Genomic DNA, 18,543 nt, shown 5'->3' on the forward strand with positions numbered 1-18,543 from the left:
ATGAAGAGGCTAGCTAATTTTAAAGTTGTAATTTTTCTGACACTGGGTTTGTGGGCATCCCGTCATTGCGAGGCGCTGCCTGTCCCGACTTTTCGGGAAAGCAATCCTAATGCGAAAGAACAGCCAATCCATAGTAGTAAGATTGCTTCGTGCCTCGCAATGACGACCAATCGAGATAAGATTACGCCCGAACCCCGCACCAGAACCAGCTTTAACAAAGATTGGAAATTCTTTTTAGGGGACGAACCAAATGCAAAATCCCCAGCATATAACGATCTTAAATGGAGAAAACTCACTTTACCGCACGATTGGAGCATTGAGGGGAAATTCGACGAGAAAAACCCTGCAAAACCTGAAGGTGGTGGTTTACCAACAGGCATTGGCTGGTACAGAAAAGAATTTACAGCTCCTGCCAATTTTAAGGATAGATTAATCACTATCGAATTCGATGGTGTGTATAAAAACAGTGAAGTTTGGATCAATGGTCAATACTTGGGCAAAAGGCCTTACGGCTACAGCTCTTTTTCTTACGAGATCAGCAAATTCTTAAAAGCTGGGAAAAATATCATTGCAGTTAAGGTAGATAACTCAGCACAACCCGATTCACGTTGGTATTCAGGTTCAGGGATTTACAGAAATGTATGGCTTACATCTGCAGCAAAGGTTTCAATCAAACGCAATGGCACTTTTGTAAAAACCTTTATAATCAGTGGCGATAAAGGTCAAAGTAACGAAAGCAGAAAATTAAAACCTGGTGAAAGTATCGCTTCAGTAAATGCGGAAATCGAGGTTGAAAATAAATTCAGCACAAAAGGTGCTTATAAAATTCTAACGACCATTTTGGATGATAAAAATGTCCAACTGCAAAAAAAGGAATGGCCGCTCAATACAAGCGAAAATTCTACAACAATGGCAATAAATGGTCTTGGAATAGCTAACCCTAAACTATGGTCTGTTGATTATCCTACAATGTACAAGTTGGTGGTAGAAATTGCACAAGCTGATGGAAAGATTATTGATCAATATACAACACCTTTTGGGGTTCGTGAATTCAATTTCGATGCAGCTAAAGGCTTTTCATTAAACGGAAAACCAATGAAAATTTTAGGCGTTTGTTTGCATCACGATTTAGGTGCCCTGGGTGCTGCCGTGAATATAAGGGCAATGGAACGTCAGCTCGAAATTATGAAAGCAATGGGGGTAAACGCCATCCGTACAGCCCATAACCCACCTGCACCTGAATTTTTAGATCTATGCGATAAAATGGGTTTCCTGGTTATGGATGAGGCTTTCGATATGTGGGTGAAAAAGAAAACCAAAAACGACTATCACCTCGATTTTCCAGCCTGGCACAAAAGAGATCTCGAAGAAATGATTAAACGCGATCGTAACCACCCATCCGTTATCCTTTGGAGCATCGGCAACGAAATCCGCGAACAGTTTGATAGTACAGGCATCGCACTTACAAAAGAATTGGTTGGCATCGTTAAAAATTTAGATAAAACCCGGCCTGTAGTCTCTGCTTTAACAGAAACAAAAGCCGAAAAGAACTTCATCTATCAGGCCAACGCATTAGATGTTTATGGATTAAACTACAACCATAAACTGTATAAAGATTTCCCTAAAAATTATCCTGGCGTTAAGTTTTTGGCTACAGAAACCACTTCCGCTTTAGAAACCAGAGGTTTTTATGATACTGCCGATACCATCCGTCGTTGGCCAAAAGATGGAAAAACGAAATTTACGGAGGGAAATAACGAGTGGTCGGCATCTGCCTACGACAATGTTTCAGCCTATTGGGGTTCTACACACGAAGAAACCTGGGCAGCAGCAAAAAAATACGATCATGTTTCTGGTTTATTTGTTTGGACAGGTTTCGATTACCTGGGTGAGCCTTTACCTTATCCGTGGCCAGCAAGAAGCTCATACTTTGGAATTGTTGATCTAGCAGGTTTTCCGAAAGATTCCTATTACATGTACCAGAGCGAGTGGACAAATAAACCTGTGTTACACCTGCTGCCTCATTGGAACTGGAAACAAGGAAAATCGGTCGAAGTTTGGGCGTATTACAATAATGCTGATGAAGTAGAATTGTACCTGAATGGAAAATCACTAGGAAAAAAATCAAAACAGGGCGATGATTTACATGTGCACTGGAATGTACCTTTTGAACCTGGAGCTTTAAAAGCAGTATCCCGTAAAAGTGGCAAAGATGTTTTAGTACGTGAAGTGAAAACCGCAAGAGATCCGGCAAAAATTGAATTAATCGCTGATAGAAAAAACATTAAAGCTGATGGTAAGGATTTATCTTTTGTAACCGTTCGCGTTTTAGACGCTGCTGGCAGCGTAGTCCCAAATGCAGATAATCTGGTTGATTTTCAGGTTGAAGGTGTTGGTTTTATTGCAGGTGTTGATAATGGGTTTCAGGCAAGTTTAGAACCTTTTAAAGCCAGTTACCGTAAAGCTTTCCATGGTTTATGTTTAGCCATTCTTCAATCAACAGAAAAAACCGGAACCATAAAATTAACAGCTTCATCAGCTGGTTTAGCATCATCATCAATAATTATAAAAACAGGTAAATAGAATAAAAGAAATGAATCTATCGGTTGGTGTCTCACCGACCGAAAAAATTAAAATAAGAACATGGTCGGTGGAGACACCAGCCATTAGATAAAAATATAGTGGAAAAGACGATAAATTTAAAAGGAATAACCTGGAACCATAGCCGCGGACTTTTGCCGATGGTGGCTACGGCACAGCGTTTTTCTGAATTGTACCCAAATGTAAACATCACCTGGGAGAAAAGGAGTTTGCAGCAATTTGCCGATTTCTCTATCCAGGAGTTGGCAGAACGATTTGATCTGTTGGTAATCGATCATCCATGGGCAGGTTTTGCAGCGAAAACAAAATCAATCGTGCCTTTGGATCTTTATCTTTCTGAAGATTATCTAAAAGATCAGGAAGAAAATTCAGTAGGTCAATCTTATGAAAGTTATTTCTATGATGAACATCTGTGGGCTTTACCGATAGATGCGGCAACTCCTATAGCAGCTTCAAGACCAGATTTACTTGCCGAAAAGGGTTTAGAATTACCTAAATCATTCGAAGATCTATTGGCACTTGCCGATAATGGTTTGATTGCTTTTGCAGGTATTCCCATCGATGTTTTAATGAATTTTTATACCATTTGCTGCTCTTTGGGTGAAGATCCTTGTCAAGGTGATGAGCAGGTGGTTTCTAAGGAAATTGGTGTTAGGGCTTTGCAAATGTACCGTGAACTGGCCTCGAAAATAGATAAAGCAAACTTCGATAGAAACCCGATCCAGGTTTATGAGGCGATGACTTTAACCGATGAAATTGCTTACTGCCCGTTTGCTTATGGGTATTCAAACTACTCGCGTAACGGTTATGCACGCAAAACCCTGCATTTCCACGATATGATTTCTTTAGATGGTAAAACCAATCTACGTAGTACACTGGGTGGAACAGGTTTAGCCATTTCTGCTAAATGCGAAGCACTGGAGATTGCTGCAAAATATGTAGAATTTGTAGGTTCACCCGCCTGTCAGTCTACCTTGTTTTTTGAGAGTGGTGGTCAGCCAGGGCATTTGGCCGCATGGAAAAACGAAGAAGTCAACCGCCAGAGTCAGTATTATTTTCTGAATACTTTACCGGCTTTGCAAAGAGCTTTTCTCCGTCCACGTTACCATGGTTCGATGTATTTTCAAGACCATGCAGGCGATGTGGTGCGCGATTATTTAATAAATGGTGGAGATGAGATTCAGGTTTTATCAGCTATGAACAAATTATATCAGCAATCTAAAAGTTTAGTGTTATCATGAACAGACCGCTTGAAGGACTTCTGGTTTTAGAGTTTTGTCAATTTTTGGCAGGACCATCGGCTGGTTTGAAACTGGCCGATTTGGGTGCCCGCGTGATTAAAATCGAACGACCAAAAACAGGCGATGCCTGCAGGTCTTTATCCATCAAGAATCTTTTTGTGGATGAAGACAGCCTGCTTTTTCACACCATCAACCGGAATAAAGAAAGTTATACCGCCGATTTAAAAAAACCGGAAGATTTAGAAAGACTTAAAAAATTAATCAGCAGAGCCGATGTAATGACGCATAATTTCCGTCCTGGTGTGATGGAGAAAATTGGTCTGGATTATGAAAACGTTCAAAAAATCAATCCAAAAATTGTTTACGGGATGGTAACCGGATATGGAAGTGAAGGCCCATGGAAAAACAAACCGGGTCAGGATTTATTGGTGCAATCCGTTTCTGGATTAACATTTTTATCAGGTGTTGATGTAGACGGACCAGTTCCTTTCGGACTTTCAGTTTCGGATATTATGTGCGGAAATCATTTGGCGCAAGGTATTATGGCTGCTTTGATCAAAAGGGCAAAAACCAATAAAAGTGTGCTGGTTGAGGTGAGTTTGCTTGAATCCATTTTAGATGTACAGTTTGAAGTATTAACCACCTACTTAAACGACGGTGGAAAATTGCCCGATAGAAGCGGAGCAAAAGGCAGTGCACACGCTTATTTAAGCGCTCCTTATGGCATGTACGAAACCAACGATGGTTATATTGCCATGGCCATGGGCAACCTGCCAAATATCTGCGCGATCATCAATTGCGATATTACCGATCTGTATGTAGAGGCAGGTTCGGCATTCCAAAACCGCGATAAATTAATTGTCCGCCTGGCCGAAACCTTTAAAAAAGAAGATACAAAACATTGGGTCGATCTTTTGGAAGGTCATGGTATTTGGTGCGCAGAAGTATTAAATTATCAAACCGCTACAGCATTGAATACCTATAAAAGCCTACAGATTGAACAGGAACTGGATTTGGATGAAGGCAAAAAAATGAAGACAACTGTAAGCCCGATTAGATTGGATAATGAAAAGTTATTTGCTTCTAAAGCAGCACCAAAACTTGGTTTTGATACGACTGAGATTAACAGCGAGTTTGAGTTGAGTTAGAGTGTGCGTCACCCTGAATTTATTTCAGGGTCTATCTAGCAAGAAAGATGCTGAAATAAATTCAGCATGCCGAGTTAAGAATAAATAAACAAATTATGCTACCGCTTGAAGATTATTTAGTTATCGATTTCAGCCAGTTCCTATCGGGGCCATCAGCAAGTTTGCGCCTGGCCGATATGGGTGCGCGTGTAATCAAAATTGAGCGTTTGGGTGTAGGCGACATTTGCCGTACGCTTTATACCTCGAATCTGATTATGAATGGCGAATCATCTGTTTTTCATGCCATTAACAGGAATAAAGAAAGTTTTGAAGTTGATTTAAAACGCGAAGAAGATTGTGAAATGGTACGCGAACTGCTTAAAAAAGCAGATGTAATGATCCATAATTTCCGACCAGGGGTAATGGAGCGCTTGGGTTTCGATTATCAATCCGTTACCGCTTTAAATCCAACCCTAATTTATGGCGAAATTTCAGGCTATGGCAACAACACGGAATGGAAAAACAAACCCGGACAGGATTTACTTTTACAATCGGTTACCGGCTTAACCGCTTTAACCGGGAATGCCGATAGTGGCCCTGTAGCAATGGGTTTATCCATTGTAGATATGTTAGCAGGCGCGCACCTGGCGCAGGGTATCCTGGCCTGTTTATACCGAAAAGCATTAAAAAACGAAGGTGGTTTTGTACAGATCAGCATGATGGAATCCGCTTACGATTTCCAGTTTGAAACCATCACTACTTTTATGAACGATGGCGGATCTTTGCCCCAACGTTCTAAAAAGAACAATGCAAATGCATATTTAGGGGCTCCTTATGGGATATATCAAACAGAAAACGGATATTTAGCCCTGGCGATGGGTTCAATTCCACAGTTGGGAAATTTACTTGGCTGCGAGAAATTGGAAGATTACATTGAAATCTCCGAGGCATTCGATAAACGTGATGAGATTAAGACCATTTTGGCCGATCATCTTTTATCGTCGACTACCGAAAAATGGCTTTCCATTTTAGAACCTGTCGATATTTGGTGTGCAGATGTATTAAACTGGAATGCTTTAATAGCCCACGAGGGTTTTAAGGTGTTGAAAATGGTTCAGGAAGTGGAAATGATTGATGGTTACAAATACGAAACCACCAGATGCCCGATCCGTATTGATGGAGAATTATTGACTTCAGCAATTGGTTCGCCAAAATTAGGACAGGATAATGAAAAAATTATCAAAGAATTTATAACACAGCATACCATTGCAAATGCATAACCAAGTAGAAACTTTCAGGATAGCCGTTCGTAAATTTGCGCCATTTGAAGCTGCCATGCAGAAATTCTGGGAGCAATATTGTATCCGTTCGGGCTGTATACTAAAGTTGGAAATGGTGGTAATGGACCTACACGAACTTTACGACAGTACCATCACTCAAAAAGGTTTGGCAAAAGGCGATTTTGATATTGCGCACATCAGTACCGATTGGGTTTTGGAAGGCTATTCAGGCAAAGATTTCGAAGTTTTAAATCCATACATCAACAAAAACAAACCCGACGATTTCCCGAGGGGATGGAGCAAATCGCTTTTAGGCCTACAGCGCTTCGGCTGGGAAGTGGTGGGCTTACCATTTCATGATGGACCTGAATGTTTTATTTACCGCAAGGATCTGTTCGAAAACGACACCGAAAAAGCTAATTACTTGACGCAATACGGAAAAGCCTTAGCAATACCCAAAACCTGGGAAGATTTTCATCAGATTGCCCGCTTTTTTAACCGTCCTGAACAAAATTTATATGGCAGTATTTTCGCCTGTTATCCCGATGGCCACAATACCGTTTTCGATTTTGCATTGCAATTATGGACGAGGGGCGGTACACTGGTTGATAAAAATGGTTTTATCCAGATCAATACCCAGGCAGCCATTGATGGTTTAAACTTTTACCGTAAAATCGTTAATGATAAAACTGCTGTTCACCCGAAATCTGCAGCCTTCGAATCCGTAGCCGCAGGAATAGCCTTTTCACAAGGTGAAGCCGCCATGATGATCAATTGGTTCGGTTTTGCAGCCATGTGCGAAGTAGATTCGGATTCTAAGGTGAGAGGAAAAATTGATGTGGAACGATTGCCATCCGATCCAGGTAAAAAATCAGCTTCGTTAAATGTATATTGGCTTTACACCATTGCAAAGGGTAGTAGAAATAAGGGAGTTGCCTATGATTTTCTCCGCTTTGCACTGGCTGCAGAACAGGATAAACAGCTCACGTTAGGAGGAGGGATCGGGTGCAGGATATCGACCTGGAAAGATGAAGAGATCAACCAGGCTATTCCTTATTACCATAAATTAGAACAGTTGCACGAGGTGGCCAATATGTTGCCACAGAAACAAAATTGGGCTGCTATTGCCGCCATCATCGACCAAATGGTTCTACAGGCCATCAATACCGACGATGCTACTGAAGCGCTCATCCAGCGTGCACAGAGCCAGATTAATGAAATTGACAAATGAGTATTGATATCAAATATAAACCTGAACTACCACAGACCAAGCAACCTATCATTATTATTGGTGCAGGCGGGATAGTGGCAGATGCACATCTTCCAGCGTATAAAATTGCTGGTTTTGAAGTACATGGCATTGTAAATCGCACAAAAGAGCGGGCACAGAAATTGGCTGATGCTTTTGGAATTCCAAACGTATACAATTCAGTGGCCGAAGCTGTAAAATTGGCACCAACCAATGCAGTTTACGATTTAACGATCATGCCTGAGCAATACATCGAAACATTAAAGCAGTTGCCCGATGGAAGTGCGGTGTTAATTCAAAAACCCATGGGCGATGATTTTACACAGGCAAGAGAAATCCTCGAACTCTGCAGAACCAAAAATTTAAAAGCAGCTATAAACTTTCAATTACGTTTTGCGCCATTTGTAAGTGCGGCAAAATACATCATTGATAAAGGTTTAATCGGCGAATTATATGATATGGAAGTCCGCGTAACGATTAAAACGCCTTGGGAGATTTTTCCGCATGTAATTATTCATCCACGTTTAGAAATTCAATACCACAGCATTCATTATGTCGATTTGATCCGTTCATTTTTGGGTAATCCTGAGAGTATTTTAGCAAAAACCTTAAAACATCCGGCGAAAAGTTTGTCATCATCTCGTTCTACGATTTTATTCGATTATGGAGATACGATGCATGCAGTAATTAACACCAATCACGATCACGATTTTGGTCCAAATCATCAGGAAAGTTATATTAAATGGGAGGGAACCAAAGGCGCAATAGTTGCTAAAATTGGCCTGTTGATGGATTATCCGCATGGGGTACCCGATGTTTTTGAATACTGTATTGTAGAAGACGGAAAAACTCCTGAATGGCAGGCTGTTAAATTAGATGGTTCCTGGTTTCCAGAAGCATTTATTGGTACAATGGCCAGTTTGATGCGTTATAATGAAGGTTCAAGCGATGTTTTACATACCAGTGTAGAGGATGTGATTCAAACCATGGCTGTGGTAGAAAGTGCCTACCAATCGAGTGATATTGGTGGCGTAAAGATTAAGGAACGATTAAATAATTAAATCCTTATTGTGAGGCAGGGAATAAGCGAGTAGATGTAATATGATTTAGGAATCGGACAATATATGAACGGATGCTATTTGCAGTTTGAAAGGCCAAAGCACTAAAAACCGTTCCACTTAAATCCAGCCTAACAAATTTTTCGGAACGCATTGTCAAGGCCAACGCAGTTTCTTTAAAAGAAAACGGCGAAGCCCTCATGAATGCAGCTGAAAACTATAATACAAATGAATAAATTTTAAGCTGGGCGTTTTGTTTCTTTTGCAGTCAAAAGAAAAGAGCCCGTCTGGCTAAGACAAAGAAAAATTAAAAAATAATAAGATGTATTTCAAATCAACATTTTTTGAAGATTATCAATTACAGGATAAACGTGTAACCTTAGGTCGTACCATAACCGAAACCGATTTTGTAGTTCATGCAGGTCATACCGGCGATTTCTTCCCCCACCACATGGATGCCGAATGGTGTGCAACACAACCGTTCAAACAAAGAATTGCTCATGGAACCATGATTTTTAGCATTGGGATCGGTTTAACAGCTTCAGAAATTAACCCTGAAGCCATGAGCAAAGGTTATGATAAATTGCGGTTCGTAAAACCGGTTTTCATTGGCGATACCATTCATTCTGAAATCACGATCTCTGAAAAAGGAGAGAGCAAAAGACCCGAATATGGCACCGTAACCGAGCATGTAGAAATCGTTAACCAGCACGGAGAGGTTGTTCTAGTCTGCGACCATCTTTTGGTGGTGAAGAAAAAGTAAGATAAAATCGTCATTGCGAGAAGGAACGACGCGGCAATCTTTTTTGCCAATTCAAACAAAAAAAACCAAATATAATGAACCACAACACACAGCCAGAATTTGTAACTGAGGGCGATCCGTCGTCAGGAAAGAAGTATCTATTACCGTTTATACTCGTAATCAGCTTATTTTTTCTTTGGGGAATGGCACATAACCTCGATTCCATCCTGATTCCGCACCTAAAGAAAGCATGTGACCTCAATAACAGACAATCTACGTTGATTGATACTTCTGTTTTCTTTGCCTATTTTTTAATGGCTATTCCAGCCGGAATGATTTTGAAAAAGTGGGGTTATAAAGCAACTATGATATCAGGTTTGTTGGCCTTTGCCTTTGGTGCATTTTTATTTGTTCCTGCCGCCAATAACTTATCATACATTACATTTTTGATTGCGCTTTTCATTATCGGTTGTGGTTTAACCATGCTCGAAACTTCTGCTAATCCTTATGCTGCTGTATTGGGCGATCCTGTAAAAGCAACAAGTAGATTAAACCTTGCTGCATCTTTCAACGGATTGGCCGCAATGGTGGCACCCATGATTGGCGGACTGTTTATCCTTTCAGGGAAATCGCACACCAAAGATGAATTAGCGGCCATGACGGAGGCTGGTAGAAACAGTTATTTCTTAGAAGAGGCAGCATCAGTTAAAACACCATACATTTCCCTTGGCATCGTTTTATTGATAATAGCTGCTGTATTTTACTTTATCCACCTTCCGGAAATTAAAACAAAAAGTATTGATGGAGAAGCTAAGGGCAGTTTTTTTGGTGCATTACGCCATAAACACTTAAGATGGGCAGTTGTAGCTCAATTTTTCTATGTTGGTGCACAAGTTTGTGTAACCAGCTTTTTCATTAGAATGGCTCAACAAGGCGGGGGATTTGATGAAAAAACAGCGGCGTCTTACTTAGCTATTTATGGCCTTTTATTTACGGTAGGCCGTTTCGCAGGAACTGCGATTTTGCATTTTGTATCATCAAATAAACTGCTCGCTATTTATGCGGTAATCTCTATTTTATTGTGTTTAGTTGCCATTTTAGGGAAAGGTTCTTATGTGGTTTATGCTTTAGGTGCTGTCGGATTCTTTATGTCGGTTATGTTTCCAACCATTTTTGCATTAGGAATCGATGGTATAGGTGATGATACTAAACCGGGCTCTTCATGGTTGATCATGTCGATTGTGGGTGGCGCAATTTTACCATTTGGAATGGGTAGTTTAATCGATATGTATGGTGACAATATTCAGGTCGGTTATAGCATCCCTTTGGTTTGTTTTGTTTTCGTCCTTTATTTCGGCTTACGGGGTTATAAAATTGCACACAAATAAAATTTAACATCATCCGATAGCTATCGGATGCGAGGAGGTACTACGAAGCAATCTATTCTCGAATAAAGATTGTTTCGCGGGTTGAAAGCTACCTTTTGTATTTATAAAATAAAAAAAAATGAAATTTAGGTTTAGCAAGGTTTTAATATTCATGCTGTTGTTTTGCTTTGGCTTTTCAGCGAACCTTTTAGCGCAACAGAATAAAAGTGCAAAACCTTGGGTATTTTGGTATTGGGTTAAAGGTGCGGTTTCGAAAGCCGGCATCACAGCCGACCTGGAAGCCATGAAATCAAACGGCATCTCGGGTGCTTATTTAATGAGCATTCAAGGGCCAGATAAAACACCTGTTTATTCGCCACCTGCAGTTCAACTAACACCCGAATGGTGGCAAATGGTTGAATTTGCCATGAGTGAGGCCAAACGTTTAAACCTAAAACTGGGTATGCATGTAAGTGATGGTTTTGCTTTAGCGGGTGGCCCTTGGATAACACCTGAATTATCGATGCAGAAAGTAGTTTGGTCTAAAATAAACATCAGAAATACAGCTACTAAGATCAATTTACCTCAACCAGAATCAAAAGAAAATTATTATAAAGATATTGCCGTTTACGCGTACCCTTCAACAATTGGTGAAGGCATTTCAACAAGAACGGTTGTCCCAAAAATTACAGCAAGCAATGGTGCTGATGCCACTGGTCTCGTTCAGCCAGGTAATAAGAAAAACTTTGGTTCAAATGAACCATGCTACATTCAATACGAATTTGAAAAACCTTTCACCTGCAGAACGGTGACCATTAAAGTAAGCGGAAATAACTATCAGGCACAACGTTTGGCTATCGAGGTAAGTGATGATGGAAAAAATTTCCGATCAGTAGGTAGGTTGGAAGCGCCCCGTCATGGCTGGCAGGATACCGATGAAGATGTTACCCATTCCATTGTGCCTACCACTGCTAAGTTTTTCAGGTTTATTTATGATAAAAAGGGATCAGAACCAGGTTCAGAGGATCTGGATGCAGCCAAATGGAAGCCATCATTAAAACTCGTAAACCTCGAATTATCTTCCGAAGCACAGCTCAACCAGTTCGAAGGCAAAAACGGTTCTGTTTGGCGGATCAGTAAGAGAAGCTCTGAAGCAGAAATTGCCAAAAAACTTTGTGTGCCCTTGAATAAGATCATTAACCTAACGGATAAATTAAATCCAGATGGAACCTTAAACTGGAAAGCACCGAAAGGCAATTGGACAATTTTACGGATTGGTCATACTTCAACCGGGCATACCAATGCAACAGGTGGCGGTGGAAAAGGATTGGAATGTGATAAATTTAATCCGGAAGCAGTAAAATTACAGTTCGACAATTGGTATGGTGAAGCTTTAAAACATGGCGGACCAGAAATAGCCAAGAAAGTTTTAAGTGTTTTCCATGTAGACAGTTGGGAATGTGGCAGCCAGAATTGGTCGCCAGTATTCAAAGCAGAGTTTTTAAAGCGTAGAGGTTACGATTTAACACCTTATTTACCCATCATGACCGGATTACCTGTAGAGAATGTATCCGTGTCAGAAAATTTCCTTTACGATGTTAGAAAAACGATTTCAGAATTGGTGGTAGATCAGTTTTATAAAACGCTTGCAAAACTGGCAAAGGATCAGGGCGTAACTTTTACTGCTGAAAGTATTGCACCAACGATGATGAGTGACGGATTGATGCATTACAAAACGGTTGATGTGCCCATGGGCGAATTTTGGTTAAATAGCCCTACGCATGACAAACCAAATGATATGTTGGATGCTATTTCTGGAGCACATATTTATGGTAAAAACATTATCCAGGCCGAGGCTTTTACAACAGTCAGAATGGACTGGAACGAAAGTCCAGCCAATATGAAAACTTTACAGGATCGTAATTATGCCCTCGGGATCAATAAACTCGTCTATCACGTTTTTACACATAATCCCTGGACAGATCGGAAACCTGGAATGACCTTAGATGGTGTTGGCCTATATTTCCAACGCGATCAAACCTGGTGGAAGGCTGGTAAAGCATGGGTAGATTATGCAGAAAGAACGCAAAACCTGTTACAACAAGGAAAACCTGTTGTAGATATCGCCGTTTTTACCGGTGAGGAATTGCCACGCCGTTCCATATTGCCTGATCGTTTGGTTGAAACCTTACCCGGCATTTTTGGCGCAGCTGTAGTAGAAGCAGAGCAGAAAAGACTTGCAAATGTTGGTGAACCTTTAAGGCAAATCCCTGCCGGTGTAACCCACTCTGCAAATATGGCTGATCCTGAAAATTGGGTAAACCCATTGCGGGGTTATGCTTATGATAGTTTTAATCCGGATGTACTAAGTACAGCAATGGTAAAAGATGGTAATGTAGTTTTTGAGCGTAACGCAACTTACAAAATTTTGGTGATACCGGGTAATATGAAGATGAACCCTAATTATCAGTATATGAGTTATTCTACGGTTAAAAAACTCTCAGCATTAATCAAGGCTGGCGCTAAAGTAATTATTGGAGATAAGCCATTGTATCAATCTGGATTAAAACAAGTTAACAAAACTGCTTTTGATAGAATTGTAGAAGAAATCTGGGAAGGAAATTTCGAGTCTTATAAAAATAATGGTCGACCAGTTTATAAGAAAAAGTTAGGTTTAGGCCCAGTTTTTAAAGCACCATTTTATGGGGAAACTTTTGATGCCCTGGGTTTGGAAAGAGATTTCGATGTGAACGATGAAATAGATAATAAGGCAGGTAGAAGTTATGCAAAGGGTATAGGTTATGCACACAGAATTGATGGAGAAAAGGAGATTTATTTTATTACTAATCAGGAAAATAGAAAAAGAGAAGTTTACTTAACTTTAAGGAACGGCAAAAAAACAGTAAAAACTTACGATGCGGTGAGTAATACCTGGTTTACACTTCATAGGGTCAACAATACTATTGCCGGAACAAGTTTAAATTTAACGATGTATCCAAATCAATCAATCTTTGTGATTTTAGATACGCCAGGTGTTTATTCTTTCTATTCGGAAAGCGCAGAGAAGGAATTAAGAGACGCAAAAGGAAAAAAAGTTAAAAAGACAGATATAGATATTTCCAGATCATGGCAGGCCAAATTCGATCCTGCTTATGCTGGCCCATCAAAACCTGTCATTTTTAACAACTTAACCGATTGGACATTAAATGACGATAGCTTGGTTAAATATTATTCTGGAACTGCAACCTATAGCAAAAACTTCACCTTCAACGGAGATCTTAAAAATAAAATCTGGCTTGATTTAGGCGAATTCTCCAGTATTGCCGAAGTAAAAATCAATGGAATAAACTGCGGTACATTGTGGACTGCTCCGCACCGTTTAGAAATCAGTAAGGCCATTAAAAAAGGCGAGAACCAAATTACCATCGAAGTGACAAATACCTGGGCTAACCGTTTAATAGGCGATAACAAATTGCCAGAAAATAAAAGAATTACCAAAACAACTGCACCTTTCCGGTTGGAAGGTAAAGCTTTAAATCCTGCAGGATTATTAGGGCCAGTAGTGATACAAGTGGAAGAGTAAATGGAAATTTAATATTTCAAAATAAATGAAAAAAATAATTGTATTAATTCTGGCTTTTACCCAAACTATTGTTTACGCTCAACAAAAGAAAGTAAAGGATAATTTTAATGTCCAGATCAGGTTAGAAAAGGGCGATTTAAATAAAGATGGTTTGATCGACAAAACCGTAATTATGATGGATACGATAGATACAGCGGTTCCATTAAGGTTACAAATATTTTTTTTACAGCCAAATAAGAAATTTAAATTGGTTTTCTCTTCAACTGATGTAATTGAACCCCAATATGTAAATGGTGTACATACTAAAAATCAAATCCCTTATTTTTTTATTGAAAACGGATTTTTATTAATGAACACTGAAAAAAATGATGTTCGCTTAGCGTATAAATTCAGCTACAAAAATGGAACTTTTCAGTTGATTAAAGTCTCTAGTGTAGTTTATGATGGGAAAAATTCGACAACCGAGACTGTATTTAATCTCTTAACAGGAGTGAGAACGGAAACTACAATGTTATTGGGTTCCGAAAAAATCTTAAAGAAAAATACAAAGAAAATAATGATCAGGCCATTACCTACCCTTCAGAATCTAAGGACTTTTGGCAATAAATTAGATTAATAACAAGAAACATTTGCAGTTTAAAAACTAAAAAATAATGAAAAAGCTACCCCATATAACCAAAAATTTTGTCCTGCAGACTTTACGACTTCAGGTAATTATTTGTGTAACGCTTTTTCTAACGTTAAGCGCTAAAGCACAAGACAAACCTTTGGTTAATACGTCAAATTCGCCTTATGCGAAATTGCACAGCATCAATATGGCGGATGTAACCTGGACAAAAGGATTTTGGGCCGACCGCTTTAAAGTGGCCACCGAAACGATGGTACCCAATATGTGGGCCATTTATAACGATCCGAAGATCAGTCATGCTTTTGAAAATTTCAAAATTGCAGCAGGTTTAGATACAGGCTCTCATGCTGGTCCATCTTTCCATGATGGCGATTATTATAAAACTTTGGAGGCTGTAGCTGTTTTATATGCTTCAACCAAAAACCCAAAACTGAACGAAATGATGGATATAGCCATTGTGGTAATCGGTAAATCGCAACGCGACGATGGCTACATCTATACCAAAGCAATGATTGAGCAGCGCAAAACGGGCTCTAAAAACCAGTTTCAGGATAGGTTGAGCTTTGAATCGTATAATATAGGCCATTTAATGACAGCTGGCTGCATCCATTACCGTGCAACTGGAAAAACTACTTTGCTCAACATTGCTAAAAAAGCGACAGATTATCTGTATAATTTCTATAAATCTGCTTCACCAACATTGGCACGAAATGCCATTTGTCCATCGCATTATATGGGCGTGGTAGAAATGTACCGCACTACGAAAGATCCCCGGTATTTAGAACTGGCACAGCATTTAATTGCCATAAAAGGTAAAATTAATGACGGAACGGACGACAACCAGGATCGTATCCCATTTTTGCAGCAAACGAAAGCCATGGGGCATGCTGTAAGGGCTAATTACTTGTATGCCGGGGTAGCAGATTTATATGCTGAAACAGGTAAGGATTCTCTTTTAAAAACATTGAATTTAATGTGGGATGATGTCAATCAGCACAAAATGTACATTACGGGCGGCTGTGGCTCGCTTTATGATGGAACTTCGCCCGATGGCACATCCTATAATCCGGCCGATGTGCAGAAAATCCACCAGGCTTTCGGTCGTGATTTTCAATTGCCCAATTTTACTGCGCATAACGAAACCTGCGCCAACATTGGTAACGTACTTTGGAACTGGCGCATGTTGCAGATTACCGGTGATGCCAAATATGCTGATGTAATGGAACTGGCTTTGCACAATAGCGTTCTATCTGGAATCAGTTTGGATGGAAAAAACTTTTTATACACCAATCCTTTGGCACAGTCAGACGATTTACCTTTTAAACAACGCTGGTCGAAAGATAGGGTGCCTTATATCGCATTATCCAATTGCTGTCCACCAAACGTAGTCAGAACGATTGTAGAAGTTAGTGATTATGCCTACAGTACTTCAGATAAAGGATTGTGGTTTAATTTATTTGGCGGCAATAACCTCAATACTACTTTAAGTAATGGTCAGAAAATTTCTTTGTCGCAAGAAACCAATTATCCCTGGGATGGGAAGATCAAAATCAGCATTAAGGAAATAGGGAATAAAGCTTATTCACTATTTTTGAGAATCCCTTCGTGGACACATGACGCACAGGTCACAATCAATGGAAAAACTGAAAATCTTAAAGCCGTTTCCGGAACTTATGCAGAAATCAGTCGCGTTTGGAGAAAAGGCGATATAATAGAATTAAACCTCCCTATGGATGCCACTTTGATTGAAGCTAATCCTTTGGTTGAAGAAAACAGGAACCAGGTAGCGGTAAAACGCGGACCAATTGTTTACTGCCTGGAATCGACAGATTTACCCGGCAAAAGTATTTTTAATGCTTTTATTCCGGCTTCAACCAAATTTGAGGTCCAGCCAATTAATATCGATGGTGCCGCAATGATGAGTTTAGTAGGAAATGCAAAAATAGTAACGACAAACAATTGGAAAAATGTGTTGTACAGGCCGATTGAAGATAAAAATACAACAACAGAAATTAAACTGGTGCCATACTTTGCATGGGGAAACAGAGGGCATTCAGAAATGTCGGTATGGCTGCCGGTGAGTAGATAATGTAATAGGGGGTGTCATTCCCAACTTGATTGGGAACCACGAAGTGCTCATCGGAGATAATCCTAATGCCTTGGTAGGGGCTGTAGGTTGCATTAAGATTCCCGCCTGCGCGGGAATGACGAATATTTTTAAAGCAGAAAAAACAAAAATGAAACTAAAACTCTTCATATTCCTAAACTTCGCATGTTGCCTCATCGCATCAGCCATGGTAAAGCCTGCGTCGATTTTTACCGATCACATGGTGTTACAACAACAAAGCAATGTTGCCATATGGGGCTGGGCCAAACCCGCTACCAAGGTAAAAATCAATACCTCCTGGAACAAACAGCACTATACCGTTATTACTGATCAGGCCGGTAAATGGAAAATAAAAATTGAGACTCCATCAGCCGGAGGCCCATATCATATTGAATTAAATGATGGTGAAAAACTTGTCCTGACCGATATTCTAATTGGTGAAGTTTGGTTCTGTGGTGGCCAATCAAACATGGAAATGCCCATGAAAGGTTTTAAAAGTCAGCCGATAATTGGTTCCAATGAGGTCATTCTAAAATCTACCAATAAAAACATCAGGCTTTACACTGTTCCGCGTTCTTCCATCACCGAACGACAAGAAAACAGCAAGGCTTCGCAATGGAAATTAGCTGCGCCAGAAACCGTTGCCAATTTTAGCGCAACCGCTTATTACTTTGGTTCCTTATTAAACGAAATGTTAAATGTTCCTATCGGGATCATCAACGATAGTTATGGCGGTTCTACAATTGAGGCTTGGATGTCGCCCGAGGATTTAAAAGCATTCCCCGAGGTTAAAATCCCCTCAAAAACCGACAGTATAAAAGAAGTAAGCAGAACGCCCACAACGTTATACAATGGCATGCTTTCTCCTGTAATCGGTTATGGCATAAAAGGTGCCATTTGGTATCAGGGCGAATCAAATTATGAACGTCCAGACCGCTACGAGGATTTATTCCCTGCGATGGTTTCTTCCTGGAGAAAAAATTGGGATAATGGCGATTTTCCTTTCTATTATGCGCAAATCGCGCCATACAACTATGCCCAATTGCCGCCTTATCATGTTGGTGGGAAATTTAACTCGGCCTTTTTACGGGATGCACAACGTAAATCCCTAACTAAAATTCCAAATTCGGGGATGGCAGTTTTAATGGATATCGGCGAGGAAAAGTCAATCCATCCAGCAAACAAAAAACAGGGCGGAACCCGTTTGGCTTATCTGGCCTTGTCTCAAACTTATGGTATAAAAGGTTTTGGTGCATTAAGCCCTAATTACGAATCATTTACTGTCGAAAAGAATACTGCTGTGATCAAGTTTCAAAATGTATCAAACGGGTTAACTGCTTTTGGTAAAGAACTATCTTTATTCGAAATTGCTGGCGCCGATAAGAAATTTTATCCAGCAAAAGCGGCTATAAAAGGAAGCAGCATAACGGTTTCTGCTCCCGAAGTTAAAGCACCTGCAGCCATTCGCTACGCTTTCAAAGATTTTGTAACCGGCGATTTATTTGGGAACGATGGCTTACCCGTTTCCTCATTCCGTACAGATGATTGGGAGAATTAATA

At 40.0% G+C, this 18,543-nt stretch carries 12 protein-coding genes; all 12 read left to right on the plus strand.

Annotated features, from left to right (window positions below):
- The 12 genes from EYS08_RS10020 (at nucleotide 1) to EYS08_RS10075 (ending at nucleotide 18,541) form a co-directional block, all read left to right on the plus strand.
- Nucleotides 1-2,583, plus strand: coding sequence for a glycoside hydrolase family 2 TIM barrel-domain containing protein (locus EYS08_RS10020; RefSeq protein ID WP_244215920.1), 2,583 nt, complete (start codon nucleotides 1-3; stop codon nucleotides 2,581-2,583).
- A 98-nt stretch (nucleotides 2,584-2,681) separates the two neighbouring features.
- Nucleotides 2,682-3,842: an ABC transporter substrate-binding protein gene (locus EYS08_RS10025; RefSeq protein ID WP_131029900.1), complete on the plus strand. Its 1,161-nt coding sequence runs from the start codon at nucleotides 2,682-2,684 to the stop codon at nucleotides 3,840-3,842.
- A complete protein-coding gene (locus EYS08_RS10030; RefSeq protein ID WP_131029901.1) occupies nucleotides 3,839-4,990 on the plus strand; it encodes a CaiB/BaiF CoA transferase family protein in 1,152 nt (383 codons plus the stop codon). Before EYS08_RS10025 ends, EYS08_RS10030 begins: the two co-directional genes overlap by 4 nt.
- A 95-nt stretch (nucleotides 4,991-5,085) precedes the next feature.
- A complete protein-coding gene (locus tag EYS08_RS10035; protein ID WP_131029902.1) occupies nucleotides 5,086-6,249 on the plus strand; it encodes a CaiB/BaiF CoA transferase family protein in 1,164 nt (387 codons plus the stop codon).
- The gene (locus tag EYS08_RS10040; protein WP_131029903.1) at nucleotides 6,242-7,480 is read left to right on the plus strand and encodes an extracellular solute-binding protein; all 1,239 of its coding nucleotides are present in this window, start codon (nucleotides 6,242-6,244) and stop codon (nucleotides 7,478-7,480) included. The genes EYS08_RS10035 and EYS08_RS10040 overlap by 8 nt, the downstream gene beginning before the upstream one ends.
- Nucleotides 7,477-8,559, plus strand: a complete 1,083-nt coding sequence (locus EYS08_RS10045; RefSeq protein ID WP_131029904.1) for a Gfo/Idh/MocA family protein — start codon at nucleotides 7,477-7,479, stop codon at nucleotides 8,557-8,559. The genes EYS08_RS10040 and EYS08_RS10045 overlap by 4 nt, the downstream gene beginning before the upstream one ends.
- Nucleotides 8,560-8,878: 319 nt before the next feature.
- Complete coding sequence (locus tag EYS08_RS10050; RefSeq protein ID WP_131029905.1) at nucleotides 8,879-9,319, plus strand: MaoC/PaaZ C-terminal domain-containing protein; 441 nt, start codon at nucleotides 8,879-8,881, stop codon at nucleotides 9,317-9,319.
- A 74-nt stretch (nucleotides 9,320-9,393) separates the two neighbouring features.
- Nucleotides 9,394-10,686 carry an L-fucose:H+ symporter permease gene (gene fucP, locus EYS08_RS10055; RefSeq protein ID WP_131029906.1) on the plus strand — a complete coding sequence of 431 codons (1,293 nt, stop codon included), beginning with the start codon at nucleotides 9,394-9,396 and terminating at the stop codon, nucleotides 10,684-10,686.
- A gap of 118 nt (nucleotides 10,687-10,804) precedes the next feature.
- A complete protein-coding gene (locus EYS08_RS10060; protein WP_131029907.1) occupies nucleotides 10,805-14,248 on the plus strand; it encodes a glycosyl hydrolase in 3,444 nt (1,147 codons plus the stop codon).
- A gap of 25 nt (nucleotides 14,249-14,273) precedes the next feature.
- Nucleotides 14,274-14,864, plus strand: a complete 591-nt coding sequence (locus tag EYS08_RS10065; protein WP_131029908.1) for a hypothetical protein — start codon at nucleotides 14,274-14,276, stop codon at nucleotides 14,862-14,864.
- 37 nt (nucleotides 14,865-14,901) lie between these two features.
- Nucleotides 14,902-16,965: an aceric acid hydrolase gene (locus EYS08_RS10070; RefSeq protein ID WP_208745835.1), complete on the plus strand. Its 2,064-nt coding sequence runs from the start codon at nucleotides 14,902-14,904 to the stop codon at nucleotides 16,963-16,965.
- 148 nt (nucleotides 16,966-17,113) lie between these two features.
- Nucleotides 17,114-18,541: a sialate O-acetylesterase gene (locus EYS08_RS10075; protein ID WP_131029909.1), complete on the plus strand. Its 1,428-nt coding sequence runs from the start codon at nucleotides 17,114-17,116 to the stop codon at nucleotides 18,539-18,541.
- Nucleotides 18,542-18,543: the final 2 nt, after the last annotated feature.

This window comes from Pedobacter kyonggii (assembly GCF_004310665.1).
Lineage (GTDB): Bacteria > Bacteroidota > Bacteroidia > Sphingobacteriales > Sphingobacteriaceae > Pedobacter > Pedobacter kyonggii.

Coding starts and splice junctions, on each gene's coding strand:
- EYS08_RS10030 (WP_131029901.1), top strand. CDS start 3,839: ATGAACAGACCGCTTGAAGGACTTCTGGTTTTAGAGTTTTGTCAATTT.
- EYS08_RS10040 (WP_131029903.1), top strand. CDS start 6,242: ATGCATAACCAAGTAGAAACTTTCAGGATAGCCGTTCGTAAATTTGCG.
- fucP (WP_131029906.1), top strand. CDS start 9,394: ATGAACCACAACACACAGCCAGAATTTGTAACTGAGGGCGATCCGTCG.
- EYS08_RS10060 (WP_131029907.1), top strand. CDS start 10,805: ATGAAATTTAGGTTTAGCAAGGTTTTAATATTCATGCTGTTGTTTTGC.
- EYS08_RS10075 (WP_131029909.1), top strand. CDS start 17,114: ATGAAACTAAAACTCTTCATATTCCTAAACTTCGCATGTTGCCTCATC.
- EYS08_RS10020 (WP_244215920.1), top strand. CDS start 1: ATGAAGAGGCTAGCTAATTTTAAAGTTGTAATTTTTCTGACACTGGGT.
- EYS08_RS10035 (WP_131029902.1), top strand. CDS start 5,086: ATGCTACCGCTTGAAGATTATTTAGTTATCGATTTCAGCCAGTTCCTA.
- EYS08_RS10050 (WP_131029905.1), top strand. CDS start 8,879: ATGTATTTCAAATCAACATTTTTTGAAGATTATCAATTACAGGATAAA.
- EYS08_RS10065 (WP_131029908.1), top strand. CDS start 14,274: ATGAAAAAAATAATTGTATTAATTCTGGCTTTTACCCAAACTATTGTT.
- EYS08_RS10045 (WP_131029904.1), top strand. CDS start 7,477: ATGAGTATTGATATCAAATATAAACCTGAACTACCACAGACCAAGCAA.
- EYS08_RS10070 (WP_208745835.1), top strand. CDS start 14,902: ATGAAAAAGCTACCCCATATAACCAAAAATTTTGTCCTGCAGACTTTA.